Source organism: Streptomyces sp. NPDC002588, assembly GCF_040295925.1.
GTDB lineage: Bacteria > Actinomycetota > Actinomycetes > Streptomycetales > Streptomycetaceae > Streptomyces.
The window spans coordinates 170,360-196,543 of record NZ_JBEOWF010000015.1 but is presented as its reverse complement, the minus strand read 5'-3'; the positions used below and the strand labels follow the sequence as shown (position 1 = coordinate 196,543).

Below are 26,184 nucleotides of genomic sequence, written 5' to 3'. Positions count from 1 at the left end.
GTCAGGACGCCGCCGGCAGTCCGCCGGTCTCCGGGTCGCGTGCGGTCAGGCAGTACAGGCCGCCCGCCGGGTCGCGCATGACCGTCCAGTGCGAGGCCTCGGCGACCGGCTCGGCGCCGAGCCGCTCGTGCCGGGCGCGCACGGAGCCGATGCCGGTGCCGCAGGCCAGATCGAGGTGGGCGCGGACCGTGTCTCCCTCGTCCAGCCGCTGGAGCAGGATCCGGACCGGCAGCCCGGGCGGGGGCGCGAGCACGTGGAACTCGGGCCGGGAGCCGGGCCGCGACGCCCAGTCGGGCAGCAGCCCGGTCCAGAACGCGACCTCCGCGTCGTAGGCGGACCGCGGGACGTCCACGCACACCTGGTCCAGACGGCTGCCCCCGGCCACCGGCGGCCGGACGGACTCGCCCTGCCACGGCACCGCGCAGAACAGCTGTCCGGCGGGGGAGCGCAGCACGGCCCACCCGTCGTGCTCGGCCGCCGTCTCCGCACCCAGTTTCAGCGCCGCCCCGACCAGCCCGGGAACGTCCGCCACGGCGAGATCGAGATGCGCGCCGCCCGCGCCGCCCGCGACCCCCTGGACCTTCACACAGGCGTCGGCGTCCTTCGCCAGCAGGGTGACGAACTCCTCCCGCTCACCCCGCGGCTCCGACAGGGACGTGTCCGTGACGGCCGTCCAGAACGCGCAGGCCCGCGCGAAGTGCTCGGCGGGCCGGTCGACGAAGGAGTAGGCCCACCGTACGGCGGGCACGCTCACGCGGCCCGCTCCATGAACCGCAGCATGTTCCCCGCGGGATCCCGGAACGCGCAGTCACGCACGCCGTACGGCTGGTCCATCGGCTCCTGGACCACCTCGACGCCGGCCTCCCGCACCCGCTCGTGCAGGGCGTCGCAGTCGGTGGTGGTGAAGATGACTCCGCGCAGCACACCCTTGGCGAGCAGCCGGGCCACGGCGTCCCGGTCGGCCTGGGAGAAGTCCGGGCTCGCGGCCGGCGGCTCCAGCACGATCTCCACGTCCGGCTGCAGCGGCGACCCGACGGTCAGCCACCGCATGCCCTCGTAGGAGACGTCGTTCCGCACCTCGAGGCCGAGGACCTCGACGTAGAAGTGCAGGGCCTTGTCGTGGTCGTCGACGGCGATGAAGCACTGGCGGAGTTTCAGGTCCATGAGGCCAGCCTAAGGGCTGTCCCGTAGTCCCCGGCGGGCGCGCTTGGGGCGGGTGAGTGTGCGGGCCACGCACGGGGGGATGACGGCGGTCTCCTCGTGCGAGCGGGCCCGGTAGGCGCTCGGGGTCTCACCGACCAGTTCGGTGAAGCGGGAGCTGAACGAACCGAGCGAGGTGCAGCCGACCGCCATGCAGACCTCCGTCACCGAGAGGTCCCCGCGGCGAAGCAGGACCTTGGCGCGCTCCACCCGGCGGGTCATCAGATAGCCGTACGGCGTCTCGCCGTAGGCCTCGCGGAAGCTGCGCTGGAAGTGGCCGGGGGACATCAGCGCGGTCCGGGCGAGCGCGGCGACATCGAGCGGTTCGGCGTACTCACGGTCCATGCGGTCCCGTGCCTGCCGCAGCCGTACCAGGTCGTCCAGATTCACCACGCCAGGATCGCACGATCCTCACCGGCTGGGCGCGTGCTCCTGAATCGTGCTTTACCTTGCGTTCGTCCGGTGTATGGAAGCGCTTGTTCCACTGGGGTCATGGACCACATCACGTTCCTCGTGGCGGTCGTCATCATCACGGCCCTGGCCTTCGACTTCACCAACGGATTCCACGACACGGCCAACGCGATGGCCACCTCCATCGCCACCGGCGCGCTCAAACCGCGAACCGCGGTGCTGGTGAGCGGTGTCCTCAACATCGTCGGGGCGTTCCTGTCCACGGAGGTAGCCAAGACGATCTCCGGCGGCATCGTGGACGACGCCCTGGTCACCCCAGGGATGATCTTCGCGGGACTGATCGGCGCGATCCTGTGGAACCTGCTGACCTGGCTGGTCGGCCTGCCGTCGAGTTCGTCGCACGCGCTGTTCGGCGGACTGATCGGGGCGGTGTGGGTCGGCGCGGGTTCCCACGGTGTGCACGTCGACAAGGTCGTCGAGAAGATCCTGATCCCCGCCGTGGCCTCCCCGCTGGTGGCGGGTGTCGCGGCGCTGATCGCGACCTACCTCGCCTACAAGCTCACCGCCCGCGCCCGCAGGAACTCGGTGACCAGGGGCTTCCGGCTCGGTCAGACAGCCTCCGCGTCCCTGGTCTCCCTCGCGCACGGCACCAACGACGCCCAGAAGACCATGGGCGTCATCACACTGACCCTCATCTCGGCGGGGGCGCTCGGCCATGACGCCGGCCCGCCGGTGTGGGTGATCGCCTCGGCCGGTCTCGCCATCGGCCTCGGCACCTACCTCGGCGGCTGGCGGATCATCCGCACCATGGGCAAGGGCCTCACCGAGATCCAGTCCCCGCAGGGCTTCGCCGCCGAGACCGCCTCCACGACCGTCATCCTGACCTCCGCCCACCTCGGCTTCGCGCTGTCCACCACACAGGTGGCCTCGGGGAGCATCCTCGGCGCGGGTCTCGGCCGGCGCCTTGCGGAGGTCCGCTGGGGCGTGGCGGGCCGCATGGTGGTCGCCTGGCTGATCACCCTGCCAGCCGCCGCGCTGGTCGGCGGCCTCTCCGCGAGCGCGGTCAAGCACGGCGGCAACTTCGGCACCGTCGTCGTCGCGCTGATCGGCGCCGCCGTCGCCGCCGGCATCGTCGTGGCCTCCCGCCGCAACCCAGTGCACGCGAACAACGTCAACGACACCCACGAGGTGACCGTCCGCACCACCGTGCCGACGAGCGTCGGCACGGCCGCCTGAGCCACGGGAGCCGACCCATGAGTCTTGACTGGACCGCACTCGGCCAGGTCACCGCGGTGAGCATCGGCGTCACCGTCGCCGTGGTCGTCGTCTTCGCCCTCGGCGTACTGGGGCTCGCCCGGTTGGAGGGCGCGCGGGAGGACGGCGGTGGCACCTCCGCCCTCGGCGCGGCGCAGGCGGGGCTGTGCTTCGTCGCCTGCGCGGCCGTGGTGGCGTACGGCATCTATCTGATCGTGCCGCAGTTCCACTGACGGCCGGCAGGCGAGAGGAGGAGGACAGGTTGACGACACGACCCCTGCTGTCGGACCTCAAGGTCGACTACAGCGACTACGACGACCCGGTGCTCATCCGCCCGGACGGCACCACGGTCGACACCTGGCGGGAGAACTATCCGTACCCGCACCGCATGGAGCGCAAGGAGTACGACCTGCACAAGCGGCTGCAGCAGATCGAACTGCTGAAGCTGCAGAGCTGGATCAAGGCGACCGGGCGCCGGCTCGTCGTCGTCTTCGAGGGACGGGACGCGGCCGGCAAGGGCGGCACGATCAAGCGGTTCACCGAGCACCTCAACCCGCGCGGCGCACGGGTGGTGGCCCTGGAGAGGCCGACGGAGCGCGAGAGCGGCCAGTGGTACTTCCAGCGCTACGTGCAGCACCTCCCCACGGCCGGAGAGATCGTCCTCTTCGACCGTTCCTGGTACAACCGGGCGGGCGTCGAGCGGGTCATGGGCTTCTGCTCGGACGACGAGTACCGGCGTTTCATGCGGCAGGCCCCGCTGTTCGAGCGGATGCTCGTGGACGACGGCGTCGATCTGCTCAAGTTCTGGTTCTCGGTCTCGCAGGGCGAGCAGCGCACCCGCTTCACGATCCGTCAGGTCGACCCCGTACGGCAGTGGAAGCTCAGCCCGATGGACCTGGCCTCGCTGGACCGCTGGGACGACTACACGGCCGCGAAGGTCGCCATGTTCCGGGAGACGGACACGGCGTACGCGCCCTGGACCGTGGTCAAGAGCAACGACAAGAAGCGGGCCCGGGTGGAGGCCATGCGCAGCGTGCTGGCCCGCTTCGACTACGCGGACAAGGACGAGGAGGTCGTCGGCACCCCCGACCCGCGCATCGTGGGCGCGGCGGCGGGCCTGCTGGAGGCGGGGGAGGACGACGCGGCCGGAGCGGGCTGACCGGATCGCGGCCGGGAAGCGCCCCTTGCCGGGCCGGGGCGCTTCGCGGGACGGGAGCGCCGCCCGCCCGCGCACTGCCCCCCGAACCGAAATCCTCAGTATCCTCAGTCTCCTCAGATGAGCCGGCCGTTACGGGCTGCAGGGTTCACGACTGCCGAGGGGGACTCGTGATCGACCTGATATCCGGCGTCGTTCTCCCCGGTGAGCGTTGACGGGCGGCTTGCCGGGCGGCGCCGGGCTCGAGAAGGAACGGGTCGCCCAGATCGTCGTCAGACCGCCGGACGACGAGCCGAGCGGCGAGAGGCCCGGCAAGCCGTCCCGCGGATCGGGCTATCTCGTCGCGGCGGCGACGGTCCTGACGGCCGCGCACGTCGTCAGCGGCGTGGCCCGGGTGCGGGTGTCGTTTCCTTTCGACCAGCCCGAGGGAAGCGAGTTCACGGCGGCCGTGACCTGGCGGCACGACGGCATCGACGTCGCCGTTCTCACCCTGCTGAGGCCTGACCGCGCGCGGATCGAGGTGGCGCCCACGCCGCTGGGCCGGGTCGGCGAACACGACCGGCCGCTGCCGTGCAGCGCGGTCGGCTTCCCCCTCTACAAGATCCGCGGCGATACGGCCGGCAGGTTCCGCGACGCCGCGCATCTGTCCGGTGCGACCTGCGCGCCGCTGTCCAACAGCCGAGGCGGCACCCTGGAGCTGACCGTTCCCACCCCGCCGGCCGATCTCGGCCCCGAGCTGTCGCCCTGGGAGGGCATGTCCGGCGCCGCCGTGTTCAGCGGCGCCCGGATCGTCGGCGTCGTCGCGAGGCATCACCACTGGGAGGGGCCGGGGCGGCTGGACGCCGGACACGTCGGCCGGTGGGCCGAGCTGCTCACGCGAGGCGAGGAGGACGGCGAGGCCCGGCTCGGCTGTCTGGAGTCACTGCTCCGCCAGGGCCTGCGCCCCGCCGACCTGCCGGACGTGGCGTCGCAGGCCGATGGTTCCCGGCGGCTCCCGCGGGGCGTCCGTGCCCATGACCAGGTGGTCGCCCATGGCGCCCTCGCCGAGAAGTACCTGACGGAGTCGCAGCTGCCCTTCGTGCGGCCTCGGGAGGGACGGCACCCGGCCGACCCGTCCCGGCTGTGGGCCTGGCTGTCGGGGGTCTTCCCGGAGGCCGTGCGCGGCGTCGTGCTCGTCGGCCGGATGGGCACCGGCAAGACCCGTACCTGCTTCGAGGTGGCGGCCCGGGCCCGCCACGCGGGGTGGCACGTGTTTCACGTCACCGCGCGCGCCGGGGTCTCGGCCGAGGGCCTGGTCGACGTGGTGCGCGGGGTGCCCGGCGGGAACGTGCTGTTCGTCTTCGACTATCTCGACACGTACGCCGAGCTGAACCTGAGGCATCTCGCCGACGACCTGGAGGAGGGGGAGGCGCCGGGCACTCGCGTCGCGTGTGTCGCCTCCGTCCGTCCACAGGCGCTCCCTGCCGTCGAGCGGCAGAATCCGGAGTGGCGGCGCGTCTTCTCCCGGCTGGAGAAGGTGTGCCAGGACGCGGACCACCAACAGGCCGTCGCCGAGCGGATCCTGGGCCGTGTCGCCCGCGACGCCGTGGGCCGGTTCGGCGGGGCGGGTGTCGCGGCGTTGTGCGGGCGGCGGCCCGCCCCGGCCGTGGTGCTGATGCGGGGCCAGGAGATCGAGTCGGCGGTGCGCGCGGGCGCGACGCTGCAACAGCTGCGGAAGGGGAGCGGGCGGCACGAGAACGCCCCGCTGACGGTGTGGACGCGTAAGCGCACCGAAGAGGACCTCGCCACCTTTCCCGGCGAGGCCGAGATGATGTGGCTCGCCTCCGCCGTGGCGACGGCGGCCTGCGCACAGGACGAGCGGGCCGTGAAGAAGGCCGTCGGCCACCTCTTGGATCACCATGACGGGCCGCGCCCCGTCACGGGCCCCGAGGGAGTGGTCACCGGCCTGCTGGACCGGGGATGGCTGGTCCGGCTCGACGACGAGACCGGTGAGGACGGCGAGATCGGCGTCATGCACGACGTCGTCGCCGACGAGTGCCTGCGTCAGGCCTGTTTCCGGGACGACTGGTTCCGGGCCGACACGGTCAGGGAGCTGTTCTCCGCCTTCCTCGTCAGCATGCGCACCCTGCGACTGGCGGCCGGCCACGTCCGCCGGTGGGTGACCGATCTCGACGAGGAGCGGCGGGACCGGGTCCGGACGATCTGCGACGAGTGGCTCGGGGCGCACGCCGCGACCATCGGCGGGCGACTGTGCGCCGCCGGGGAACGGGCGGAGGCCGGAGCTACCCTCCTGACCCTGCTGACCGGTCCGCCGTGGCAGTCCGGCGCCGTCGCCGCCTGGGACGGTCTGGTGGCGCCGTGGCTGCGCGCCGCCGAATCCGACGCGCCGGACCTGGTGCGGAACCTGTTGGCCGCCGCGATCCGCAACACCGCCGACGCCGTTCCCGAGCCGCTTGCCGCCGCGGCCGTGGCGTGGCTGCGGCGCAGCCACGACGCGCCCGACGTCCACGCCGTCGCCGAGGCCCTGGCCCGGGCGACCGGTCTGCCGGAACCGTGGCGCGCCGAAGCCGTGGCCGAGGCGGTCGACTGGCTCGCCGCCCACGGCGTCGCGTCCAGCCGGCGCCCCGTCTTCGCGGCCCTGCTCGACCGGAGCGACCTCGCCCAGGACACGCGGGAGCGCGTTCTCGACCTGGGCGTGACCGGCATCCGTCGGCGCCTCCCCGCGGCGGGCACGGCCCACGTGCTGCGGACGCTCCTCAACCGGCCCGACCTGGTGGGCGACCAGCTCCACCGTGCTGTCCGGCTGGCCCACCAGTGGCTCGACGCCCACCCGGAGGACCCGGTGGCGTCGTACGTCCTGCGGTCCCTGCTCACCCGGACCGACCTGGACGCGCCGTGGCGCAGGCGCACGCTCGAACGGGCACTGACCTGGACCGCCTCCCAGGGGACGGACCCGGCCGCCGGCTACGTCCTGCGCAAGGTGCTCGCCCACCCCGACCTCGGGACCGATGCCGCCGCTCGGGCGGCGGACCTCACCCTGCGCTGGCTCGAGGGCAACATCACCAGGAGCGACGCGTCCTTCGTGCTTCCTCCGCTGCTGTTGCTGCGCGGCCCGGACCATGGCCCTGAACCCGCCTGGACCACCAGTGCGGTGCGCTACGCCCTCACGTGGCTGGACGTGGACGACCACTGCACGTCCGAGGAGGCCGTCTACGTGCTCCGGCCCCTGCTCGAACAGCCCTCCCTGCCGCCGGAGTCGGCCGAGTGCGTCAGCGAACAGACCCTCGCCTGGCTCGGCGTCCACGGGGACAGCGAGAACGCCCGCTCCGTGCTGCCCGGGCTGCTCAGCCTGCCCAGCGAGGCGCCGCACCTGCACGGGTACCTCGCCTGCGCCTTCGCCCTCGACTGGCTGGAGGACCACCACACCACCCTGGAAGCCACCTACGTCCTGCGCCCCCTGCTGGAGCATCCCGTGCTCTGGGAGCGGGCCGAGGAGGCCGCCGGGTACGCCCTGGCCTGGCTCGGCCGCCACGCCCCGGCCGGTACCCCGTCCCACCCCGGGACCGACACGGTCGCCGACGCCGTGTCGTTCGTGCTCAAGCCACTGCTCACCAAAAGAGGCCTCCCCGCGGAGCAGACCAGGACGGCCGTCGACATCGCCCTGGCCTGGCTCGAACCCCGCCGGACCGACGAGCGGGCGCGGTTCGTCCTCGGTGCCGTCCTCCCGCACGCGGGGGAGCCCGGGGACGACCGGGCCGTGGCCTTCGCCCTGGAGTGGCTGGCCTGCGGCCACGGCACCGCCGTCGAGGCCGCGCATGTTCTCGGCCCGCTGGTCGTCCGTGAGGACCTGGATCCGGAACGCGCGGGCCGCGCCGTCGGTCACGCCGTCGAGTGGCTGGAGTCCCACCGTGAAACCACGGAAGCCAAGTGGGTCGTGTGGCCCCTGCTCTTCCGGCCCGGACTCGACAACGACCAGCGCCGGCTGGCCGCGGAGGCCGCCCTGCGCCTGGTCGCGGTCCGCCCCGAGGAGCTCAAACCCCGTCGCCTGCGGCAGCTCTCCCAGCTGGGCCCGCTGCCCGCCGACTGCGATGTAGCCATCGCGGACCACGTCCTCGAGGGGATGGCGGACGGCAGCGCCGGGCCGGCCCTGCTGCCGTCCGTCCTGCGGAGGCAGGGCATCCGCCCCGACCAGGTCGAACGGCTGGTGGACCACACACTGGAGTGGATCGGCGCCAACCCCACCTCGAGCGGGCGGAACACCGCCCTGCGCGCCTTGCTGGGCCGGACCGGTCTCGACGCCGGCCGGGCCCGACAGGCCGGCACGCTGGCGCGGACGTGGCTGGCGGTCCGGGGCGGCTCCGTCTTCGCCGGCCGGATCCTGGAACCGCTGCTCGCGAACCGCGCCTTCGACGCGGGGGACGACGCCCCCGGCACCACGGCGATCTCCCTCGCGCTCGACTGGCTCACCGTCCACGCCGCGCACACCTACGCCGGCCATGTCCTGCTGGCCGCGCTGAACCGGCCCGGTCTGACTCCTGGGCAGGCGGAGGCGTACGCGGCGTACGCGCACAGCTGGATCGCCGCGGCCGATCCCGACGACGACCGCGTCCCCCGGCTCAGGCGGCTGCTGCCGCCGCGGGCCTGACGCACGGGACCCCGGGGCCGGGCGAAGAAGACCGCACCCGGACCGTCATGGACGCCGTGCTCGGCGGCCAGCGGGCCGGGTGCGGTCAGGGAGACCCTGCACGTAAGGAAGTTGCAGGTCAGATGGCGTGATCAAAGATCAGGCCTTCTTGGTCTCCCAGAAAATCTTGTCGATCTCGGCGATCAGCTCGAGGGCCTTCTCGCCGGTCTTGGGGTCGGTCGAACCCTTGGCGGCCGACAGGGCCTTCAGGGTGTCGTTGACCAGCGTGTGCAGCTGGGGGTACTTCTCGAAGTGCGGGGGCTTGAAGTAGTCGCTCCACAGCACGGAGACGTGGTGCTTCGCGAGCTCGGCACGCTGTTCCTTGATGACGGTGGCGCGCGCCTGGAAGTGCGGGTCGTCGTTGGCGGCCATCTTTTCCTGCACGGCCTTCACCGACTCCGCCTCGATGCGGGCCTGGGCCGGGTCGTACACACCGCAGGGCAGGTCGCAGTGCGCGCTGACCTTGACCTTGGGGGCAAACAGGCGGGAAAGCATGGAGCGTTCCTTCCTCGTGATCGTCTTCTCAGGTGGGACATTACTCCCTGCAAGACGGGTTTTCGCGAGTGCCCCCTAGGGCTTAGGACAAAAGTCCGGGGTGAGACTGAGACTGGTGGAGGAACTGACCGGGGAGGTGCCGGCGATGCCGGAGCTGTCACAGGAGACCGAGCGGGGGAGGGTGGCGGTGCCCTTCGGACTGGCCGAGGTGACCGGGCCGTCCATGGTGCCCACGCTGTACCACGGGGACCAGCTGGTGGTGCAGTACGGGGCGAAGGTGCGGGCCGGTGACGTGGTCGTGCTGCGGCATCCCTTCCAGCAGGACCTTCTCGTCGTGAAGCGCGCGGCGGAGCGGCGGGACGGCGGCTGGTGGGTGCTCGGGGACAACGCGTTCGCGGGCGGGGACAGCACGGATTACGGGACGGTGCCCGACGAGCTGATTCTCGGCAAGGTGCGGCTGCGGTGGCGGCCGCTCAAGGCGGATCAGCGTTCGCCGCTCGCGGTGGTGCGCTGGGCGCTGTCGGCGGCCAGGCCGGTGCTGGCGGTGCGGTCGGCCTCGAGGCGTTTGCGGGCCCGGTAGGCGGCCACGTTGGCGCGGGTCGCGCAGCGGTCGGAGCAGTAGCGCCGGGAGCGGTTGGTGGAGGTGTCGAGGTAGGCGTTGCGGCACGGTGCGGCCTCGCACAGGCCCAGGCGGTCGACGCCGTACTCCGTGAGGTGGAAGGCCAGGCCCATCGCCGCGATCGCCGCGTAGCCGGCGGTCGCGTTCGACGGATGGTCCGCGAGGTGCATGTGCCACAGCGGACGGCCGTCCTCGTCCCGGAAGTTGTGCCCGGAGATCTGCGGGCTGACCGGGAACTCCAGGAGCAGCGAGTTCAACAGGTTCACCGCCAGCGTCTCGTCGCCGCCGTCCGCGGCCTCGAAGACGGCGCGCAGCCGCGCCCGGACCGAGCGGAAGCGGGTGACGTCGGCCTCGGCGGCGCGGCGGGCCGCCTCCTGGTTGTTGCCGAACAGGTCCCGGACGGCCTCCACCGAGGTGAGCGCGTCCTTGCCCCTCAGCGGCTCCTCGGTGTTGACGAGACGCACGGCGTAATCCGAGTAATAGGCCAGTTCCACTTGTAGTCCTTACGGAGGGGCTCTATGGTCTTGGTGCGGTCGAGTAACGACTGATCGTGCTCTCAGGGTATTACGTGGCGACTGACGAGGGGGCTTTCATGGCCATCGACACCGGTACCGACTGGCAGGCCTGGCAGGACAGCTGGGACCGACAGCAGGAGTGGTACATGCCCGACCGGGAGGACCGCTTCCGGATCATGCTGGACATGGTCGAGGCCTTCGTCGGGCCCGAGCCACGGATCCTCGACCTCGCGTGCGGTACGGGCACCATCACCGCCCGGCTGCTGGCCCGCTTCCCGAAGGCCGTCAGCACCGGGATCGACCTCGACCCCGCCCTCCTGACCATCGCTCGCGGCACCTTCGAGGGCGACGACCGGGTGACCTTCGTCGAGGCCGACCTGAAGGACCCGTACTGGCCCGCGCGCCTGCCGTACGAGTCGTACGACGCGGTCCTCACCGCCACCGCCCTCCACTGGCTGCGCACCGGCCCCCTCACCGAGCTCTACGGCCGCATCGCCGGACTCGTCCGGCACGGGGGCGTGTTCATGAACGCAGACCACATGATCGACGACACCACGCCCCGGATCAACGCGGTCGAGGAGACCCACCGGCGCGCCGCCATGGGGCCGGCGCAGCGCGCGGGCGCCCTCGACTGGGCCGAGTGGTGGCAGCTCGCCTCCCAGGACCCGGTCCTCGCCGGGCCGACGGCCCGCCGATTCGAGATCTACGGCGCCCATGCCGACGGCGAGATGCCCTCCGCGGCGTGGCACGCGCGTGTGCTGCGCGAGCAGGGCTTCACGGAGGCACGGCCGGTGTGGTCGTCACCGGCGGACACACTGTTGCTGGCACTGAAGTAGTCCGGCGTGACGAAGGGGCGGCACGGGAGATCCGTACCGCCCCTCACACTCGCCGTACCGGCGTCACAGCACCTTGGACAGGAACGCCTGGGTCCGCTGGTGCTGCGGGTTGGTCAGGACCTCGCGCGGGTTGCCGGACTCGACGACCACGCCTTCGTCCATGAAGACCAGGCTGTCACCGACCTCGCGGGCGAAGCCCATCTCGTGGGTGACGACGATCATCGTCATCCCGGACTCGGCCAGGTCGCGCATGACGTCGAGGACGTCGCCGACCAGCTCCGGGTCCAGGGCCGAGGTGGGCTCGTCGAACAGCATCAGCTTCGGGTCCATGGCCAGCGCCCGGGCGATCGCCACGCGCTGCTGCTGGCCGCCGGAGAGCTGCGAGGGGTAGGTCCCGGCCTTGTCGGCCAGGCCCACGCGCTCCAGAAGCTGCCTCGCACGCTCCTTGGCCTGGGTCTTGCTCGCGCCCTTGACCTGGACCGGGGCCTCGATGACGTTCTCCAGCGCCGTCATGTGCGGGAACAGGTTGAACCGCTGGAACACCATGCCGATGTCCCGGCGCTTCAGCGCGACCTCGCTGTCCTTGAGCTCGTACAGCTTGTCGCCCTTCTGGCGGTAGCCCACCAGGTCGCCGTCGACGTACAGCCGGCCGGCGTTGATCTTCTCGAGGTGGTTGATGCACCTCAGGAAGGTCGACTTGCCCGAACCGGAGGGGCCGATGAGGCAGAACACCTCGCCGGACCGCACCTCCAGATCGATGCCCTTGAGCACCTCCACCAGCCCGAACGACTTGTGGACGCCCTCGGCCCTGACCATCGGTGCCGCGGAGTCCACGGCAGACGTGGTCGTCTTCGTGATCTTCTCGGTCATGCCATGCCTCCCTTGCCCCGGCCGAGCGACAACACGTTGGCCCTGATCTTCTGGAAGGGCGTCGGCGGCAACTGACGCAAGGAACCGCGGGCGTAGTACCGCTCGAGGTAGTACTGGCCGACGCTGAAGATCGAGGTCAGCACCAGATACCAGGCCGCCGCGAGGAACAGCATCTCGGCCGGGGCGCCGGAGGTCTGGCCGATGTCCTGGGCGACCCGGAGCAGCTCCGAGTACTGGACCACGGACACCAGCGAGGTCGTCTTCAGCATGTTGATGACCTCGTTGCCCGTGGGCGGCACGATCACGCGCATCGCCTGCGGGACGACGATCCGGCGCAGCGTCTTGCCGTGGCTCATGCCCAGCGCGTGGGACGCCTCGGTCTGGCCCTCGTCGACCGAGAGCAGACCGGCCCGGCAGATCTCCGCCATGTACGCGGCCTCGTTGAGACCGAGGCCGAGCAGCGCGGTCAGGAACGGGGTCATGAAGTCCGACCACTCGTTCTTGTAGATCGGCCCGAGGTTGATGTACTCGAAGACCAGACCCAGGTTGAACCAGACGATCAGCTGGACCAGGACCGGGGTGCCGCGGAAGAACCAGATGTAGAACCAGGCGACGGACGACGTGACCGGGTTCTTCGACAGGCGCATCACCGCCAGCAGAATGCCGCCGACCACGCCGATCAGCATGCACAGCACCGTGAGCAGGAGCGTCTTGCCCACGCCGCTGAGGATGCGGTCGTTGAAGAAGTAGTCCGGGATCGCCCCCCAGTTGATCCTGCCCTGGGAGAACGCGTAGACGATGCCGGCCAGCACCGCGATGGCGAGCACGGCGGACACGTACCGTCCGTAGTGCCGGACCGGGATGGCCTTGATGGCCTGCGAACCGGCCGGCGGGGTGTCCGCCGGTCCGTCCGTCTTGTCGATGTCAACAGTCACGGGTGTTGCCTTTCAGTGGCCGCAGACCGCGCGGTCACTTGCCGCCGTTGATGGTGACTTCCTTGACGGCGCCGTCGGAGACGCCCCACTTCGTGATGATCTTCTCGTACTCGCCGTTCGCGACGATCGCGTCCAGCGCCGCCTTCAGGGCGTCCCGCAGCTGGGTGTCGTTCTTGGCGACCGCGATGCCGTACGGGGCGGCCTCGACCTGCTCGCCGACGAGCTGGAAGTCGTTGCCGCCGCCGGAGGTCTTCACGGCGTACGCGGCGACGGGGAAGTCGGAGGAACCGGCGTCGGCGCCGCCCGCGCGCAGGCGGGTCTGCGCCTGCTGGTCGTTGTCGAAGGACTGGATGGAGATCGTCTTGCCGCCGGTGCACTTCTTGGCCTCGGCCTTGGCGAGGTCCTCGGAGACGGTGCCGCGCTGCACCACGATCTTCTTGCCGCACAGGTCGGACCAGGACTTGATGCCCTGGTCGTCGCCCTTCTTGGTGTAGATCGAGACACCTGCGGTGAAGTAGTCCACGAAGTCGACGCCTTCGCCGACCTTCTTGCCGGTGTCGGAGTCGATGCCCTCCTGGCGGTCCTTGGTGTCGGTCATCGCGGACATGGCGATGTCGTACCGGTTGGAGCGCAGGCCGGTGATGAGGGTGTCGAAGGTGCCGTTCTGGAAGTCGAACGTCACGCCGAGCTGCTTGCCCATCGCGGCCGCGAGGTCCGGGTCGATGCCCACGGTCTTGCCCGCGGAGTCCTTGAACTCGACCGGTGCGTAAGCGATGTCGGAGCCGACCTTGATGACGCCCGCGTCACGGATCGCCTTCGGCAGCTTGTCGGCCAGCGGGGCCGAGCTCGCGGAGGCGGAGCCACTGCTCTCCGAGCTGCTGTTGTCGGTCTGGTCGCCGCAGGCGGAGAGCAGCAAGGCGCCGGCGACCGCGAGGGATCCGACCGCTGCCAGGCGGGTGCGCGCGGCGGTGGTACGTCGGGTGGTGCTTGCGGTCATGGTGGGTTCCTCCGGCGGATGGATGGAGATGCCGATGGGGCGGCACAGCCGATGGGTCGACAGTGCCGTTGGGTCGACGAGAACACACACCTTTGGGTGTCGCGACCTCGTGTGATTACGGCATCTTGCCATTCGGACTAGGCCAATCAGGGGGCCAGCCATGTCAAAATCGGATAACGGGCGACCCCCGAACCGCATCACTCCAGTCCATCACGACCGGATGGACCGCACCATCTGCGGGAATCCTGCCCTCCTGCCGGAAGATCTTCGGTTCGTCTGACTGTGTGATCGTTCGTCATGCGCTGCGTCCGTTCAGTTGAGTCCGTGTCAAGCGTTTTCGGCGGGCTTGGCGATTCCTCGCGCATGAGGCATGTCACGCGCCCCGGCCCCTGTGACCATGAGCGCGGGCGTGTGTGGAAGATCCACAGGTCGCGCGCTGTGACCTTGCACGGAATGGACTCGTCGGCCGTGGTCTCCGTCGGGTAAGAAGGTTCTCTACACCCCTCATCCGGGGCTCAGGGCGCGTGTGCGGCGCGCCCGACGCGCAGGCCCGTACGCATCACCTCAGGGCTCTGACGTGATGCCTGCCCGCTCCTCACCCGGAGTGGCCACCCTCAACCAAGAAGACTTAAGGGGTACAACACAGTGGCAGCGGAGATCGTCAATCCTCGCAGCGAGAACGCGGACCGATCGGGCTCGGAGGGCGGTGCCGAACCCCTCGATTCCTTCGACCCGGCGTTCGCACTCCACCGGGGCGGGAAGATGGCCGTGCAGGCCACCGTCCCGATCCGTGACAAGGACGACCTGTCCCTCGCCTACACGCCCGGCGTCGCACGCGTGTGCACCGCGATCGCGGAGCAGCCGGAGCTGGTGAACGACTACACGTGGAAGTCGTCCGTCGTCGCCGTCGTCACCGACGGCACGGCCGTCCTCGGCCTCGGCGACATCGGGCCGGAGGCCTCCCTGCCGGTGATGGAGGGCAAGGCCATCCTCTTCAAGCAGTTCGGCGGCGTGGACGCGGTTCCGATCGCGCTCGCCTGCACGGACGTGGACGAGATCATCGAGACCGTGGTGCGCCTCGCCCCCTCGTTCGGCGGAGTGAACCTCGAGGACATCTCGGCGCCGCGGTGCTTCGAGATCGAGCGCCGGCTCCAGGAGGCCCTGGACATCCCGGTCTTCCACGACGACCAGCACGGTACGGCGGTCGTGACGCTGGCCGCGCTGCGCAACGCGGCCCGGCTGAGCGGGCGGAGCATCGCCGACCTGCGGGCCGTCGTCTCCGGTGCCGGAGCTGCCGGGGTCGCCATCGCCAAGATGCTGGTCGAGGCCGGCATCGGGGACGTCGCGGTCGCCGACCGCAAGGGTGTCGTCTCCGCCGACCGGGAGGACCTCACCGACGTCAAGCGGGAACTCGCCGGTTTCACCAACAAGGCCGGGCTGAGCGGGTCCCTCGAGGACGCGCTGGCCGGCGCCGACGTGTTCATCGGCGTCTCCGGCGGCACGGTCGCGGAGAAGGCCGTCGCCTCCATGGCCGAGGGCGCGTTCGTGTTCGCGATGGCCAACCCGAACCCCGAGGTGCACCCCGAGGTCGCCCACAAGTACGCGGCGGTCGTCGCGACCGGGCGGTCGGACTTCCCGAACCAGATCAACAACGTGCTGGCGTTCCCGGGCATCTTCGCGGGCGCGCTGCAGGTGCGGGCGTCCCGGATCACCGAGGGCATGAAGATCGCGGCGGCCGAGGCGCTGGCCGGGGTCGTCGGTGACGACCTCTCCGCGGACTACGTGATCCCGTCGCCGTTCGACGAGCGGGTCGCTCCCGCGGTGACGGCCGCGGTGGCCGCGGCGGCTCGTGCCGAGGGCGTCGCCCGGCGCTGACGTGCCTCTAATGGCCCCGTCCGTTCGGGCGGGGCCAATTTTTTGCCCTCTTGTCCGCCCGTTCGGGTGAGCCGGGAGGTCAAGAGGGCATGTCTCACAGTCGCCCCCGGTTTCGCCAACCCGTCCCCACCCCTATCGTCGGGGGCATGTTCGCCGTCTACGCCGCCCGAATCGACCGCGACCAGCCGCTTTCCGGACTGGAGTTGGGGGAGCGACCGGCTCCCGAGGCTCGTCCGGGCTGGAGCACCGTCACTGTGCGGGCCGCCTCCCTCAACCACCATGACCTCTGGTCCCTGCGCGGCGTCGGCCTCGCCGAGGACAAGCTGCCGATGATCCTCGGCTGCGACGCCGCCGGTGTCGACGAGGACGGCAACGAGGTCGTCCTGCACTCGGTCATCGGCCAGACCGGGCACGGGGTCGGACCCAAGGAGCCCCGGTCCATCCTCACGGAGCACTACCAGGGCACCTTCGCCGAACAGGTCGCGGTGCCGACCTGGAACATCCTGCCCAAGCCCAGGGAGCTCTCCTTCGAGGAGGCCGCCTGTCTGCCCACCGCCTGGCTGACGGCGTACCGCATGCTCTTCACCAACGCGGGCGTCCGGCCGGGTGACTCCGTCCTCGTGCAGGGAGCCGGGGGCGGTGTCGCCACCGCCGCGATCGTCCTCGGCAAGGCCGCCGGGTTGCGGGTCTTCGCCACCAGCCGGGACGAGGCCAAGCGGAAGCGGGCGCTGGAACTCGGCGCCGTCGAGGCGGTGGAGCCCGGCGCGAGGCTGTCGCAGCGCGTGGACGCCGTCCTCGAGACCGTCGGCGCCGCCACCTGGTCGCACTCGGTGAAGTCGCTGCGGCCCGGCGGCACGCTCGTCATCTCCGGTGCGACGAGCGGCGACCGGCCCTCGCACGCCGAGCTCACCCGGATCTTCTTCCTGGAGCTGAAGGTGGTCGGCTCCACGATGGGGACCAAGGACGAGCTGGAGGACCTGCTCTCCTTCTGCGCCGCCGCCGGGGTCCGCCCCGTCATCGACGAGGCGCTGCCGCTGGACCGGGCCCGTGAGGGCTTCGAACGGCTCGCGTCCGGCGAGCAGTTCGGCAAGATCGTGCTGACCAGCGGCTGAGTCGTCGCCTCCGCTTCCTGCCGACTTCTTTGCGTCAACCTCGGTTGACATCGCCTCTCGTGTCAACCTATGTTGACAGCATGACCGAAGCAACGGATCTCGCCGAGCGGGCCGGCGACCGCGATCCACGGGTCGGGCTGCGGGCCGTCGCCGCACTGCGCAGGCTGCTGGAGCAGCTGGAGGCGGTGCAGGTGCGCAGCGCGCGCAACCAGGGCTGGTCGTGGCAGGAGATCGCCGCGGAGCTCGGAGTCAGCAGGCAGGCCGTGCACAAGAAGTACGGGAGGCAGTGATGTTCGAGCGGTTCACCAAGGACGCCCGGGACGTGGTGCGCGGGGCTGTCGAGCAGGGACAGGAGGCCGGCTCCGTCGGGGCCGAGCACATCCTGCTAGCCCTGCTGGAACGTGAGGCGAGCCGCGCCTCCTTCGCGCTGGCCGCCCTCGGGCTCGCCGGGCGCAGGGACTCCGTGCGGGAGGCACTGGAGGAGACGCGTCGGCGGGCGGGACTGTCGCGCGCCGACGCCGACGCCCTCGCCGGACTGGGTATCGACGTCTCGGAGATCGTCTCCAGGGTCGAGGAGGTGCACGGTGCCGGTGCGCTGTCCGCCGGGAAGGCCGTGACCACGGGACGCCCCGCCTTCCGGCGGGACGCCAAGCAGGTCCTGGAGAAGTCCCTGCGCATGGCGCTGGCCCACCGTGACCGGCGGATCGGCGACGAACACATCCTGCTCGCCCTCACCGTCCTCCCCGGCCCGGCCGCGGAGGTCCTCGCCGACCACGGGGTCACCCACGCGTCGGTGACCCGGGTGCTGTACGGCGGGCAGGAAGGGCACGCCCAGGCCGGATGATCAGACCTTCGGGCTGCGCAGTATCGCCCCGATGTGCGCCGCCGCCGTCGACAGATGGCGGCGGGCGTCGCGCAGTTGGGTGCCGGTGACGCCGTGGTCGCGGGCCGCGTCCCGGATGTCGTCGCGGAAGCGGTCGAGCAGTCGGTCGAGATCGCGGGACGGGTCGCCGCTGGAGTCCTCATGGGCCCAGGCCGGTTCGTACCCGGCGGGGAAGTCCTCCGGGGTGGCGGAGTACTCCGGGCCGGTCGTCGCCGTGGAGGCCGCTGCCGGTCGCTCTCCGGAGCCGCCGGTGCGGCCGAAGCCCAGGTCCTTGCCGAACTCCTTCCCGAAGTCCTTGCCGAACTCGCCGAACTCCCGGGCCAGCTCGGTCAGCCCCTCGCGGACGCCGGTCGGCCAGTCGCCCCGTGCGAAGTGGTCCTGGACCTGTTCCTGGACCCGGCGCGCGATGCGCTGCATCTCCTCCTGCGCCTGGGCCCTGGCGTGGTCCTGTGCCTCCTTGGCCTGGCGACGGGCCCGCTGGGCCTCGTCACGGGCCCGGCGGCTCTCGTCCTTGGCGCGGCGGGCCTGTTCCTTCCACTCCTGCTTGACGCGGCGCATCTCCTCCTTGGCGGCGCGCCAGGACTCCTTGTCGCCGTAGTCTCCGTAGTCGCCGCTGTCGCTCGGATCGCCGTCGCCGTGCTCGCCGTGCTTGCCGTGGGCGGGGCCGGGGCGGCCGTTCTGGCGGGCCTGGGTGGCCGCCGCCCGCATCTCGCGGCGCAGATCGCCCGCCGCGCCGCGCACATCGGCCCGGATCTCCGCGGCCAGCTCGGCGACCGACTCGCGGATCTCCAGTTCCAGGTCGGCCAGTTCACCGCTGCGGTCGGCCAGTTCGGCCCGGCCCGCGTCGGTGATGGCGTACACCTTGCGGCCGCCCTCGGTGGTGTGGGTGACCAGGCCCTCGGCCTCCAGCTTGGCGAGCCGCGGGTACACCGTGCCCGCCGACGGCGCGTACAGCCCCTGGAAGCGTTCCTCGAGGAGACGGATCACCTCGTAGCCGTGGCGCGGGGCCTCGTCCAGAAGCTTCAGCAGGTAGAGCCGGAGACGGCCGTGGGCGAAGACGGGAGGCATGTCAGAGCACCTTCTTTTCGGTCGTGCTGTCGGCCGGGACGCCGGGGGAGGACTCGGTGGCCGGGCCGTCGTCGGTCTGGGGGCGGCGCAGAAGGGCGATCGAGCCGGAGACCGTCGTCGCCTTCAGCCGGCCGCTGCCCGTGCCGAGACGGCCGGTGATGCGCTTCGCGCCCCACTGCCCGCTGACCCGGAGATCCTCGAAGGCGTTGGAGACCGAGCCGCTGGCGGTGTTCGCCTCCACCTCCGCGTCGGCTGGATGGGGCAGCCGGATGGCGATCTCACCCGAGACGTTGGTCAGGCTGATGTCGGTCGGACGGCTCGTCGGGTGCAGGTCGACGATCATCGACCCGCTCACCGACTCGGCCTTCACCGAGGACCCGGCCTCGACCACGGTCAGGTCCCCCGAGACGGAGTGGAACCGCAGGTCGCCGCTGAGGGCCTGGGCCTCGACGTTCCCCGAGACGGTCTCGGTGCGGACCGGGCCCGCGAGCCCCACCAGGGTCGTGTCCCCGGTGACGCCCTTGACCTCGGCGCGCCCGTCGATCCCCGAGACCACCGCGCCGGCGCTGACCACGCCGACCTCGACCCGGGTGCTAGTCGGCACGGCGAGGGTGACGACCGCGCTGCGCCGCCAGCCCTTGCGGTCGAGCCACTTGAGGAAGCCCTTCCAGGGCAGGTCCTCGTACGCCACCGTCAGCCTGCCGTCACGGTGGCTCACCACCAGGGGCGGTCCCTCGATCCGGGAGACCTCCAGGCGGGCGGGGCCCTCGTCCGTGCCCACGACGTTGACCGTGCCGTCGACGACGCGGACGTGCAGCTCGCTCACCGGCTCGTCGAACGTGAGCTTCCTCGGTTCGGCGACGGACCACTCGGACATGGTGCGGACCCCCTTCAGGCCGGCCGGACGCGCCATATCGCGTCTCACGTAATTCACGATATATCGCGGCCGTGGAAAGTCAAGGAGTTCCCGGAGCCGTACATGCGAAAGGGGCGCCCGTGGGCGCCCCGTCGACGTGCCGCGTGCGGCCTACTCGTCGTCCTCGTCGTCCAGCCGTGCCAGCCAGGTCGCCAGCCGCTCCACCGGAACCTCGAAGTCCGGGTTCAGATCGACGAACGTGCGCAGCTGCTCGGCGAGCCACTCGAAGGTGATCTCCTCCGCGCCGCGCCGCTTCTCCAGCTCTTCGATGCCACGGTCCGTGAAGTACATGGGTCAAGGATAAGTGCGCACAGACGGCCGGGCCGCACCCCCGGGAGAGGGGGTGCGGCCCGGCCGCGTACACCTTGCGCGAGAGCGGTTACGCCTCGAACACCTCGCGCACCAGCTGCTCCTGCTCGGCCTGGTGGCGCTTGGCGGAGCCGACGGCCGGGGACGAGCCGTGCGGCCGCGAGATGCGGCGCAGGCGCTCGCCGTGCGGGATGTCGGCACCGACCGCCAGGTCCAGGTGGTCGATCAGGTTCAGGGCGATGAACGGCCAGGCGCCCTGGTTGGCCGGCTCCTCCTGCACCCAGAGGTACTTCTCGGCGCCCGGGTACTTGTTGACCTCGGCCTGGATCTCCGCGCCCGGCAGCGGGTACAGCCGCTCGAGGCGGATGATCGCCGTGTCCGTGACGCCGCGCTTCTGCCGCTCGGCCTCCAGGTCGTAGTAGACCTTGCCGGAGCAGAAGACGACCTTCTTGACCGCGCTCGCCTCGACGGTGGTGTCGCCGATGACCGGGCGGAACTCGCCGCTCGTGAACTCCTCCGCCTTCGACGCGGCGGCCTTCAGACGCAGCATCGACTTCGGGGTGAAGACGACCAGCGGCTTGTGGTGCGGGTTGTGCACCTGCCACCGCAGGAGGTGGAAGTAGTTCGACGGGAGGGTCGGCATGGCGACCGTCATGTTGTTCTGGGCGCATAGCTGCAGGAAGCGCTCGACACGGGCCGAGGAGTGGTCCGGGCCCTGGCCCTCGTAGCCGTGCGGCAGGAGCAGCGTCACGCCGCTTGTCTGACCCCACTTCTGCTCGGCCGCCGAGATGTACTCGTCGACCACCGTCTGCGCGCCGTTGACGAAGTCGCCGAACTGCGCCTCCCACATCACGAGCGCGTCGGGACGGGCCAGCGAGTAGCCGTACTCGAAGCCCATGACCGCGTACTCGGACAGGAGGGAGTTGTAGACGTTGTAGCGCGCCTGGTCCTCGGCGAGGTACTGGAGCGGGGTGTGCTCCTCGCCCGTCTCGCGGTCGATGAGGACCGCGTGGCGCTGGCCGAAGGTGCCCCGCTGCGAGTCCTGGCCGGACAGGCGGACCGGGACGCCCTCCAGGAGGAGGGAGCCGACCGCGAGGGTCTCGCCCATGCCCCAGTCGATCGTGCCGTCCTCGACCATCGCCGCCCGGCGCTGCAGCTGGGGCAGCAGACGCGGGTGGACGTGGAAGTAGTCCGGGATGTTGACCTGGGACTCGGCGATGCGCTTGACGACCTCCGAGGAGACCGCGGTCGGGACGGCGACCGGGAAGCCGTCCTGCGGCTCCTGGGAATCGCCGCCGACGGGCTGCGCGGTGGCCTCGCGGACCTCCGTGAAGACCTTCTCCAGCTGGCCCTGGTAGTCCTGCAGCGCCTGCTCGGCCTCTTCCAGGGTGATGTCGCCGCGACCGATCAGGGACTCGGTGTAGAGCTTGCGCACCGAGCGCTTCTTGTCGATCAGGTCGTACATCAGCGGCTGGGTGAAGGCCGGGTTGTCCGACTCGTTGTGACCGCGGCGGCGGTAGCAGATGAGGTCGATCACCACGTCCTTGTTGAACGCCTGGCGGAACTCGAACGCCAGCCGCGCGACACGGACGACGGCCTCCGGGTCGTCGCCGTTCACGTGGAAGATCGGGGCCTCGATCATCCTCGCCACGTCCGTCGCGTACATCGACGAGCGGGAGGACTCGGGGGCCGCGGTGAAGCCGACCTGGTTGTTGATGACGATGTGGACCGTGCCGCCGGTGCGGTAGCCGCGCAGCTGCGACATGTTCAGGGTCTCGGCCACCACGCCCTGGCCCGCGAAGGCCGCGTCGCCGTGCAGGGCCACCGGCAGGACGGTGAAGTCCGTGCCGCCCTTGTTGATGATGTCCTGCTTGGCGCGGGCGATGCCCTCGATGACCGGGTCGACCGTCTCCAGGTGGGACGGGTTCGCGGCCAGCGAGACCTTGATCTGCTCGCCGTCCAGGCCGGTGAAGGTGCCCTGGGCGCCCAGGTGGTACTTCACGTCGCCGGAGCCGTGCATCGACTTCGGGTCGAGGTTGCCCTCGAACTCGCGGAAGATCTGCGCGTACGACTTGCCGACGATGTTCGCGAGGACGTTGAGCCGGCCGCGGTGGGCCATGCCGATGACGACCTCGTCGAGCCGCGACTCCGCGGCGCTGTCGATGACCGCGTCGAGCAGCGGGATGACGGACTCGCCGCCCTCCAGGGAGAAGCGCTTCTGGCCGACGTACTTCGTCTGCAGGAAGGTCTCGAAGGCCTCAGCCGCGTTCAGCCGGCGCAGGATGCGCAGCTGCTCCTCGCGCTCCGGCTTGGTGTGCGGGCGCTCGATGCGGTCCTGGATCCACTTGCGCTGCTTCGGGTCCTGGATGTGCATGAACTCGATGCCGGTGGTGCGGCAGTACGAGTCGCGCAGCACGCCGAGGATGTCGCGCAGCTTCATCAGGGACTTGCCGGCGAAGCCACCGACCGCGAACTCGCGCTCCAGGTCCCACAGGGTGAGGCCGTGCTCGGTGATGTCGAGGTCGGGGTGCTTGCGCTGGCGGTACTCCAGCGGGTCGGTGTCGGCCATGACATGGCCGCGGACCCGGTAGGAGTGGATCAGCTCGAAGACCCGGGCGGCCTTCGTGACGTCGTCGTCGTGCGAGGCGTCGATGTCCTTGAGCCAGCGGACCGGCTCGTAGGGGATGCGCAGGGCCTCGAAGATCTCGTCGTAGAAGCCGCCCTCGCCGAGGAGGAAGTTGGCGACGATCCGCAGGAACTCGCCGGAGGCGGCGCCCTGGATCACCCGGTGGTCGTAGGTCGACGTGAGCGTCATGACCTTCGAGATGCCGAGCTTGTTCAGGGTGTCCTGGCTGGTGCCCTGGAACTCCGCCGGGTAGTCCATGGAGCCGACGCCCATGATCACCGACTGGCCGGGCATGAGGCGCGGCACGGAGTGGACGGTGCCGAGGCCGCCGGGGTTGGTCAGGGAGACCGTGACACCGGTGAAGTCGTCCATCGTCAGCTTGCCGTCACGGGCGCGGCGGACGATGTCCTCGTAGGCCTGCCAGAACTCGAAGAAGTTCAGCGTCTCGGCCTTCTTGATGCCGGCCACGACGAGCTGGCGGTCGCCGTTGGGCTTCACCAGGTCGATGGCCAGGCCGAAGTTGACGTGCGGCGGCTTGACGAGGGTGGGCTTCCCGTCCTTCTCCGCGTAGTGCCAGTTCATCGACGGCATGGCCTTGATGGCCTGCACCATCGCGAAGCCGATCAGGTGCGTGAAGGAGATCTTCCCGCCCCGGGCGCGCTTGAGGTGGTTGTTGATGACGATGCGGTTGTCGAACAGCAGCTTCACCGGGACCGCGCGCACGGACGTGGCCGTGGGCAGTTCCAGGGAGGCGTTCATGTTCTTGGCGACCGCGGCGGACGGGCCGCGCAGCGTCACGTACTCCGGGCCCTCGGGGCTCGCGGCGGCGGGCGCGGCCTTCGCGGCGGCGGCCGGCTTCGCGGGGGCCGGAGCGGCCTTCGCTGGAGCCGGAGCGGGCGCGGCGGCCGCGGGCTTCGGGGCGGCGGCCGGGGCCGGCACGGAGGCCGGGGCGGCGGGCGCGGCCGGCCTTGCGGGCGGCTGGGTCGTGGTGGTGGTCGCTACGGCCCCCGCGGCCGCAGTACCCGCCGTAGCCGAGGGAGTGGCCGCCCCCGGCTTGTAGTCGGCGAAGAAGTCCCACCAGGCGCGGTCTACCGAATTCGGGTCCTGGAGGTACTGCTGATAAATCTCGTCGACGAGCCACTCGTTCGGCCCGAACGCAGCCGCGGGGTTCTTGCCCGCTTGGTCTGCGTCGGTCGAGATGTTCGAGTTACTGGGGGACTGTGGCGACACGGCGGCAACCGCCCTCTTCCGCTTCACAAGGTGATGGACAGCGGGAATAAAGGCTACGCCCCCGACAGGGGGAAGGTCAGGTCGGGCAGGTCCATCGTCGCGTAAGTCACATCAGAAAATGCGTTTCGGGGGCGGAAATGGCGGGAAACAAGCGTGGTTGCGCTCTGAAAGGGATGTGTTGGCGCAGGTCGCGCACGTCGAGCGCGCGGACCTGTGCGAACCGGTGCCGACCTGCACCGGGGCACTGCCTGATCACACGTGTCCGGCAGCGCGGACTTCCTGCGGATCTTGCGGCTCCGGTTCGCACTTTACGTCAACTTGAGGAGGAAGACCCTCCTGGAAGAGTGACAAGAATCCGGCAGCCCCGTTGGGATTCGGCCACACCGATCCGGCCGCCGTGCAGATCGACCGCCCAGCGGGCGATAGCCAGCCCCAGTCCCGTACCGCCGTCGCTGCCCGGTCCGTGCGGCCGGCGGACGGCTCCGCGGTTGAACCGCTCGAAGACGCGGTGCCACTCCGAACGCGGTATGCCGGGGCCCTCGTCCAGGACCTCCAGTTCCAGCGACTCCGGCAGCGGACCGCGCCGCGCCTTCACCGTCACCCGCCCGTGCGGCGGACTGTGCTTGACCGCGTTGTCGATCAGGTTCGCGACGACCTGGTGGATGCGCTCCGGGTCCGCGTGCGCGGTCAGTTCCGGCGGGGTGACGTCCAGGTGCAGATGGACGTCCGTACGTGTGTGCGCGCCGCCCGAGCCCGTGTTGGCGCGCGCGGAGGCGACCATGTTGGCCTCCTTCAACACCCCCGACAGATACGGCCACACCTCGAAACGCCGCTTCCGCAGCGGTACGACCCCGTTGTCGAGGCGGGACAGGTCGAGCAGGGTCTCCACCAGCCGCCCGAGCCGCTCCGTCTGCTTGAGCGCCGTGCGCATCGTCTCGGTGTCGGGCTCGGCGATGCCGTCGACCACGTTCTCCAGGACGGCGCGCAGGCCCGCGATGGGCGTGCGCAGCTCGTGCGAGACGTTCGCCACGAGTTCCTTGCGCTGGCGGTCCTGCGCCTCCAGCTCGTCGGCCATGACGTTGATGGTCTCGGCCAGGTCGCCCAGCTCGTCGCGCCGGTTCTCGCGCACCCGGCGGGTGTAGTCGCCGTGCGAGATGGACCGGGCCACGGCGTTCATCTCGTCCAGCGGGGCGGTGAGCGAATGCGCCACGAACTGCGTGATCAGCAGGGTCGCGATCATCGAGAAGACCGTGATGAAGCGCAGTTCCGTCTTGGTGTGCACCGCGATCATCGACAGGCCGGTGGTGATCAGCACCGAGATCACGACCAGCGCGCCCAGCTTGGTCTTGATCGAGAACGGCCGCACTCCGCCCCAGGGCTCCCCGGGGCCGGGAGCGGGGCTTCTCGGTCCGTCCGGCCCGGAGCTCATGGCGTCGGTGTCTCCAGTGCGTAGCCCACGCCGTGCACCGTGCGGATCCGCTCGGCGCCGATCTTCCGGCGCAGTGCCTTGATGTGGCTGTCGACCGTGCGGGTGCCGGAGGCGTCCGCCCAGTCCCAGACCTCGGCGAGGAGCTGCTCACGGGAGAGCACCGCGCGCGGGGTGTTCGCCAGGCAGACCAGCAGGTCGAACTCGGTGGGCGTGAGGTGCACGTCCTCCGAGCGCACCCGCACCCGGCGCTGCGCATGGTCGATCTCCAGCTCGCCGAGCCGCAGGATCCCGCTGCGGGGCGTGGTCGCCGCGATCGCGGCGCGCTCCACCCGGCGCAGCAGCACGTGCACGCGTGCCGCGAGTTCCCGCATGGAGAACGGCTTCGTCATGTAGTCGTCGGCGCCCACGCCGAGCCCGACGAGCATGTCGGTCTCGTCGTCACGCGCGGTGAGCATGAGCACCGGCACCGGCCGCGCGGCCTGCACGCGACGGCAGACCTCCAGACCGTCGAAGCCGGGCAGCATGATGTCGAGGATCAGCAGGTCGGGCTGCCAAGCCTCGGCGGTGTCGACGGCCGCCGGTCCGTCGCCCGCGGTTTGCACGAGGAACCCCTCGGCGCGCAGGCGGGCCGCGATGGCGTCGACGATCGTCGGGTCGTCCTCGACCACCAGGACGCGCCGCTGCGCGCCCGGGGTCGCCGTCGTCGTGCCGTTGTGCGAGGTGTGTGTTGTCTCCATCGCCCGCCCCTGAGTGAGCTTTCCGGA

At 70.7% G+C, this 26,184-nt stretch carries 24 protein-coding genes; 10 read left to right on the top strand and 14 right to left on the bottom strand.

Going from position 1 to position 26,184, the window contains the following annotated elements; translation table 11 throughout:
- Position 1 precedes the first annotated feature (1 nt).
- Genes ABT057_RS19540 through ABT057_RS19530 form a run of 3 tightly spaced genes read right to left on the bottom strand, consistent with a single transcriptional unit; the run spans position 2 to position 1,590 of the window.
- Entirely contained in the window at positions 2 to 754 is a 753-nt protein-coding gene (locus ABT057_RS19540; RefSeq protein ID WP_352344311.1) for a VOC family protein, read from the bottom strand.
- Complete coding sequence (locus ABT057_RS19535) at positions 751 to 1,164, bottom strand: VOC family protein (RefSeq protein ID WP_352344310.1); 414 nt, start codon at positions 1,162 to 1,164, stop codon at positions 751 to 753. Before ABT057_RS19535 ends, ABT057_RS19540 begins: the two co-directional genes overlap by 4 nt.
- A 9-nt stretch (positions 1,165 to 1,173) precedes the next feature.
- Complete coding sequence (locus tag ABT057_RS19530) at positions 1,174 to 1,590, bottom strand: helix-turn-helix transcriptional regulator (RefSeq protein ID WP_352344338.1); 417 nt, start codon at positions 1,588 to 1,590, stop codon at positions 1,174 to 1,176.
- Positions 1,591 to 1,692: 102 nt separating this feature from the next.
- Between ABT057_RS19530 and ABT057_RS19525 the strand changes: the two genes are divergently transcribed.
- From ABT057_RS19525 to ABT057_RS19510, 4 genes are all read left to right on the top strand, one after another.
- Positions 1,693 to 2,847 (top strand): inorganic phosphate transporter, encoded by a 1,155-nt coding sequence (locus ABT057_RS19525; RefSeq protein ID WP_352344309.1) that lies wholly within the window; start codon positions 1,693 to 1,695, stop codon positions 2,845 to 2,847.
- Positions 2,848 to 2,864: 17 nt separating this feature from the next.
- Positions 2,865 to 3,098, top strand: a complete 234-nt coding sequence (locus tag ABT057_RS19520; protein WP_352344308.1) for a hypothetical protein — start codon at positions 2,865 to 2,867, stop codon at positions 3,096 to 3,098.
- 29 nt (positions 3,099 to 3,127) lie between these two features.
- Positions 3,128 to 4,024, top strand: a complete 897-nt coding sequence (gene ppk2, locus ABT057_RS19515) for a polyphosphate kinase 2 (protein ID WP_352344307.1) — start codon at positions 3,128 to 3,130, stop codon at positions 4,022 to 4,024.
- A 208-nt stretch (positions 4,025 to 4,232) separates the two neighbouring features.
- Complete coding sequence (locus ABT057_RS19510) at positions 4,233 to 8,666, top strand: trypsin-like peptidase domain-containing protein (RefSeq protein ID WP_352344306.1); 4,434 nt, start codon at positions 4,233 to 4,235, stop codon at positions 8,664 to 8,666.
- A gap of 138 nt (positions 8,667 to 8,804) precedes the next feature.
- Here ABT057_RS19510 and sodN read toward each other — a convergent pair whose 3' ends face one another.
- Positions 8,805 to 9,200, bottom strand: a complete 396-nt coding sequence (gene sodN / locus ABT057_RS19505) for a superoxide dismutase, Ni (RefSeq protein WP_352344305.1) — start codon at positions 9,198 to 9,200, stop codon at positions 8,805 to 8,807.
- Positions 9,201 to 9,345: 145 nt separating this feature from the next.
- On the opposite strand from sodN, the gene sodX reads away from it, so the two are divergent.
- Positions 9,346 to 9,780, top strand: coding sequence for a nickel-type superoxide dismutase maturation protease (gene sodX, locus ABT057_RS19500; protein WP_352344337.1), 435 nt, complete (start codon positions 9,346 to 9,348; stop codon positions 9,778 to 9,780).
- On the opposite strand, the gene ABT057_RS19495 is transcribed toward sodX, so the two are convergent.
- Positions 9,684 to 10,313 (bottom strand): CGNR zinc finger domain-containing protein, encoded by a 630-nt coding sequence (locus ABT057_RS19495; RefSeq protein ID WP_352344304.1) that lies wholly within the window; start codon positions 10,311 to 10,313, stop codon positions 9,684 to 9,686. The genes sodX and ABT057_RS19495 overlap by 97 nt on opposite strands.
- A gap of 98 nt (positions 10,314 to 10,411) precedes the next feature.
- On the opposite strand from ABT057_RS19495, the gene ABT057_RS19490 reads away from it, so the two are divergent.
- Positions 10,412 to 11,170: a class I SAM-dependent methyltransferase gene (locus ABT057_RS19490; RefSeq protein WP_352344303.1), complete on the top strand. Its 759-nt coding sequence runs from the start codon at positions 10,412 to 10,414 to the stop codon at positions 11,168 to 11,170.
- 63 nt (positions 11,171 to 11,233) lie between these two features.
- On the opposite strand, the gene ABT057_RS19485 is transcribed toward ABT057_RS19490, so the two are convergent.
- From ABT057_RS19485 to ABT057_RS19475, 3 genes are read right to left on the bottom strand one after another with little or no spacing between them, the layout of a single operon-like run.
- Positions 11,234 to 12,040, bottom strand: a complete 807-nt coding sequence (locus ABT057_RS19485; protein ID WP_352344302.1) for an amino acid ABC transporter ATP-binding protein — start codon at positions 12,038 to 12,040, stop codon at positions 11,234 to 11,236.
- Positions 12,037 to 12,975, bottom strand: a complete 939-nt coding sequence (locus ABT057_RS19480; protein ID WP_352344301.1) for an amino acid ABC transporter permease — start codon at positions 12,973 to 12,975, stop codon at positions 12,037 to 12,039. Before ABT057_RS19480 ends, ABT057_RS19485 begins: the two co-directional genes overlap by 4 nt.
- Before the next feature lie 34 nt (positions 12,976 to 13,009).
- Entirely contained in the window at positions 13,010 to 13,972 is a 963-nt protein-coding gene (locus tag ABT057_RS19475) for an ABC transporter substrate-binding protein (RefSeq protein ID WP_352344300.1), read from the bottom strand.
- Between the two features lie 645 nt (positions 13,973 to 14,617).
- On the opposite strand from ABT057_RS19475, the gene ABT057_RS19470 reads away from it, so the two are divergent.
- From ABT057_RS19470 to ABT057_RS19455, 4 genes are all read left to right on the top strand, one after another.
- Positions 14,618 to 15,847 (top strand): NAD(P)-dependent malic enzyme, encoded by a 1,230-nt coding sequence (locus ABT057_RS19470; protein WP_352344299.1) that lies wholly within the window; start codon positions 14,618 to 14,620, stop codon positions 15,845 to 15,847.
- Positions 15,848 to 15,993: 146 nt separating this feature from the next.
- Positions 15,994 to 16,959: a zinc-binding dehydrogenase gene (locus ABT057_RS19465; protein ID WP_352344298.1), complete on the top strand. Its 966-nt coding sequence runs from the start codon at positions 15,994 to 15,996 to the stop codon at positions 16,957 to 16,959.
- A gap of 80 nt (positions 16,960 to 17,039) precedes the next feature.
- A complete protein-coding gene (locus ABT057_RS19460; RefSeq protein WP_018571396.1) occupies positions 17,040 to 17,249 on the top strand; it encodes a helix-turn-helix domain-containing protein in 210 nt (69 codons plus the stop codon).
- A complete protein-coding gene (locus tag ABT057_RS19455; RefSeq protein ID WP_352344297.1) occupies positions 17,249 to 17,803 on the top strand; it encodes a Clp protease N-terminal domain-containing protein in 555 nt (184 codons plus the stop codon). The genes ABT057_RS19460 and ABT057_RS19455 overlap by 1 nt, the downstream gene beginning before the upstream one ends.
- Here ABT057_RS19455 and ABT057_RS19450 read toward each other — a convergent pair whose 3' ends face one another.
- The 6 genes from ABT057_RS19450 to ABT057_RS19425 all read right to left on the bottom strand — a co-directional run bounded on the left by ABT057_RS19450 (position 17,804) and on the right by ABT057_RS19425 (position 26,157).
- The gene (locus tag ABT057_RS19450) at positions 17,804 to 18,910 is read right to left on the bottom strand and encodes a PadR family transcriptional regulator (protein WP_352344296.1); all 1,107 of its coding nucleotides are present in this window, start codon (positions 18,908 to 18,910) and stop codon (positions 17,804 to 17,806) included.
- Position 18,911: 1 nt separating this feature from the next.
- A complete protein-coding gene (locus tag ABT057_RS19445) occupies positions 18,912 to 19,787 on the bottom strand; it encodes a DUF4097 family beta strand repeat-containing protein (RefSeq protein ID WP_352344336.1) in 876 nt (291 codons plus the stop codon).
- Positions 19,788 to 19,937: 150 nt separating this feature from the next.
- Positions 19,938 to 20,117, bottom strand: coding sequence for a DUF6104 family protein (locus tag ABT057_RS19440; protein WP_352344295.1), 180 nt, complete (start codon positions 20,115 to 20,117; stop codon positions 19,938 to 19,940).
- 88 nt (positions 20,118 to 20,205) lie between these two features.
- Positions 20,206 to 23,991, bottom strand: a complete 3,786-nt coding sequence (locus tag ABT057_RS19435) for a multifunctional oxoglutarate decarboxylase/oxoglutarate dehydrogenase thiamine pyrophosphate-binding subunit/dihydrolipoyllysine-residue succinyltransferase subunit (protein ID WP_352344294.1) — start codon at positions 23,989 to 23,991, stop codon at positions 20,206 to 20,208.
- 313 nt (positions 23,992 to 24,304) lie between these two features.
- Entirely contained in the window at positions 24,305 to 25,420 is a 1,116-nt protein-coding gene (locus ABT057_RS19430; RefSeq protein WP_352344293.1) for a sensor histidine kinase, read from the bottom strand.
- Complete coding sequence (locus ABT057_RS19425; RefSeq protein WP_133912456.1) at positions 25,417 to 26,157, bottom strand: response regulator transcription factor; 741 nt, start codon at positions 26,155 to 26,157, stop codon at positions 25,417 to 25,419. Before ABT057_RS19425 ends, ABT057_RS19430 begins: the two co-directional genes overlap by 4 nt.
- Positions 26,158 to 26,184: the final 27 nt, after the last annotated feature.

Excerpts from the sequence above, each read along its gene's own strand:
- ABT057_RS19485 (WP_352344302.1), bottom strand. The coding sequence starts at position 12,040 with ATGACCGAGAAGATCACGAAGACGACCACGTCTGCCGTGGACTCCGCG.
- ABT057_RS19430 (WP_352344293.1), bottom strand. The coding sequence starts at position 25,420 with ATGAGCTCCGGGCCGGACGGACCGAGAAGCCCCGCTCCCGGCCCCGGG.
- sodX (WP_352344337.1), top strand. The coding sequence starts at position 9,346 with ATGCCGGAGCTGTCACAGGAGACCGAGCGGGGGAGGGTGGCGGTGCCC.
- ABT057_RS19490 (WP_352344303.1), top strand. The coding sequence starts at position 10,412 with ATGGCCATCGACACCGGTACCGACTGGCAGGCCTGGCAGGACAGCTGG.
- ABT057_RS19460 (WP_018571396.1), top strand. The coding sequence starts at position 17,040 with ATGACCGAAGCAACGGATCTCGCCGAGCGGGCCGGCGACCGCGATCCA.
- ABT057_RS19445 (WP_352344336.1), bottom strand. The coding sequence starts at position 19,787 with ATGTCCGAGTGGTCCGTCGCCGAACCGAGGAAGCTCACGTTCGACGAG.
- ABT057_RS19440 (WP_352344295.1), bottom strand. The coding sequence starts at position 20,117 with ATGTACTTCACGGACCGTGGCATCGAAGAGCTGGAGAAGCGGCGCGGC.
- ABT057_RS19535 (WP_352344310.1), bottom strand. The coding sequence starts at position 1,164 with ATGGACCTGAAACTCCGCCAGTGCTTCATCGCCGTCGACGACCACGAC.
- ABT057_RS19525 (WP_352344309.1), top strand. The coding sequence starts at position 1,693 with ATGGACCACATCACGTTCCTCGTGGCGGTCGTCATCATCACGGCCCTG.
- ABT057_RS19520 (WP_352344308.1), top strand. The coding sequence starts at position 2,865 with ATGAGTCTTGACTGGACCGCACTCGGCCAGGTCACCGCGGTGAGCATC.
- ABT057_RS19450 (WP_352344296.1), bottom strand. The coding sequence starts at position 18,910 with ATGCCTCCCGTCTTCGCCCACGGCCGTCTCCGGCTCTACCTGCTGAAG.
- ABT057_RS19465 (WP_352344298.1), top strand. The coding sequence starts at position 15,994 with ATGTTCGCCGTCTACGCCGCCCGAATCGACCGCGACCAGCCGCTTTCC.
- ABT057_RS19425 (WP_133912456.1), bottom strand. The coding sequence starts at position 26,157 with ATGGAGACAACACACACCTCGCACAACGGCACGACGACGGCGACCCCG.
- sodN (WP_352344305.1), bottom strand. The coding sequence starts at position 9,200 with ATGCTTTCCCGCCTGTTTGCCCCCAAGGTCAAGGTCAGCGCGCACTGC.
- ABT057_RS19455 (WP_352344297.1), top strand. The coding sequence starts at position 17,249 with ATGTTCGAGCGGTTCACCAAGGACGCCCGGGACGTGGTGCGCGGGGCT.
- ABT057_RS19475 (WP_352344300.1), bottom strand. The coding sequence starts at position 13,972 with ATGACCGCAAGCACCACCCGACGTACCACCGCCGCGCGCACCCGCCTG.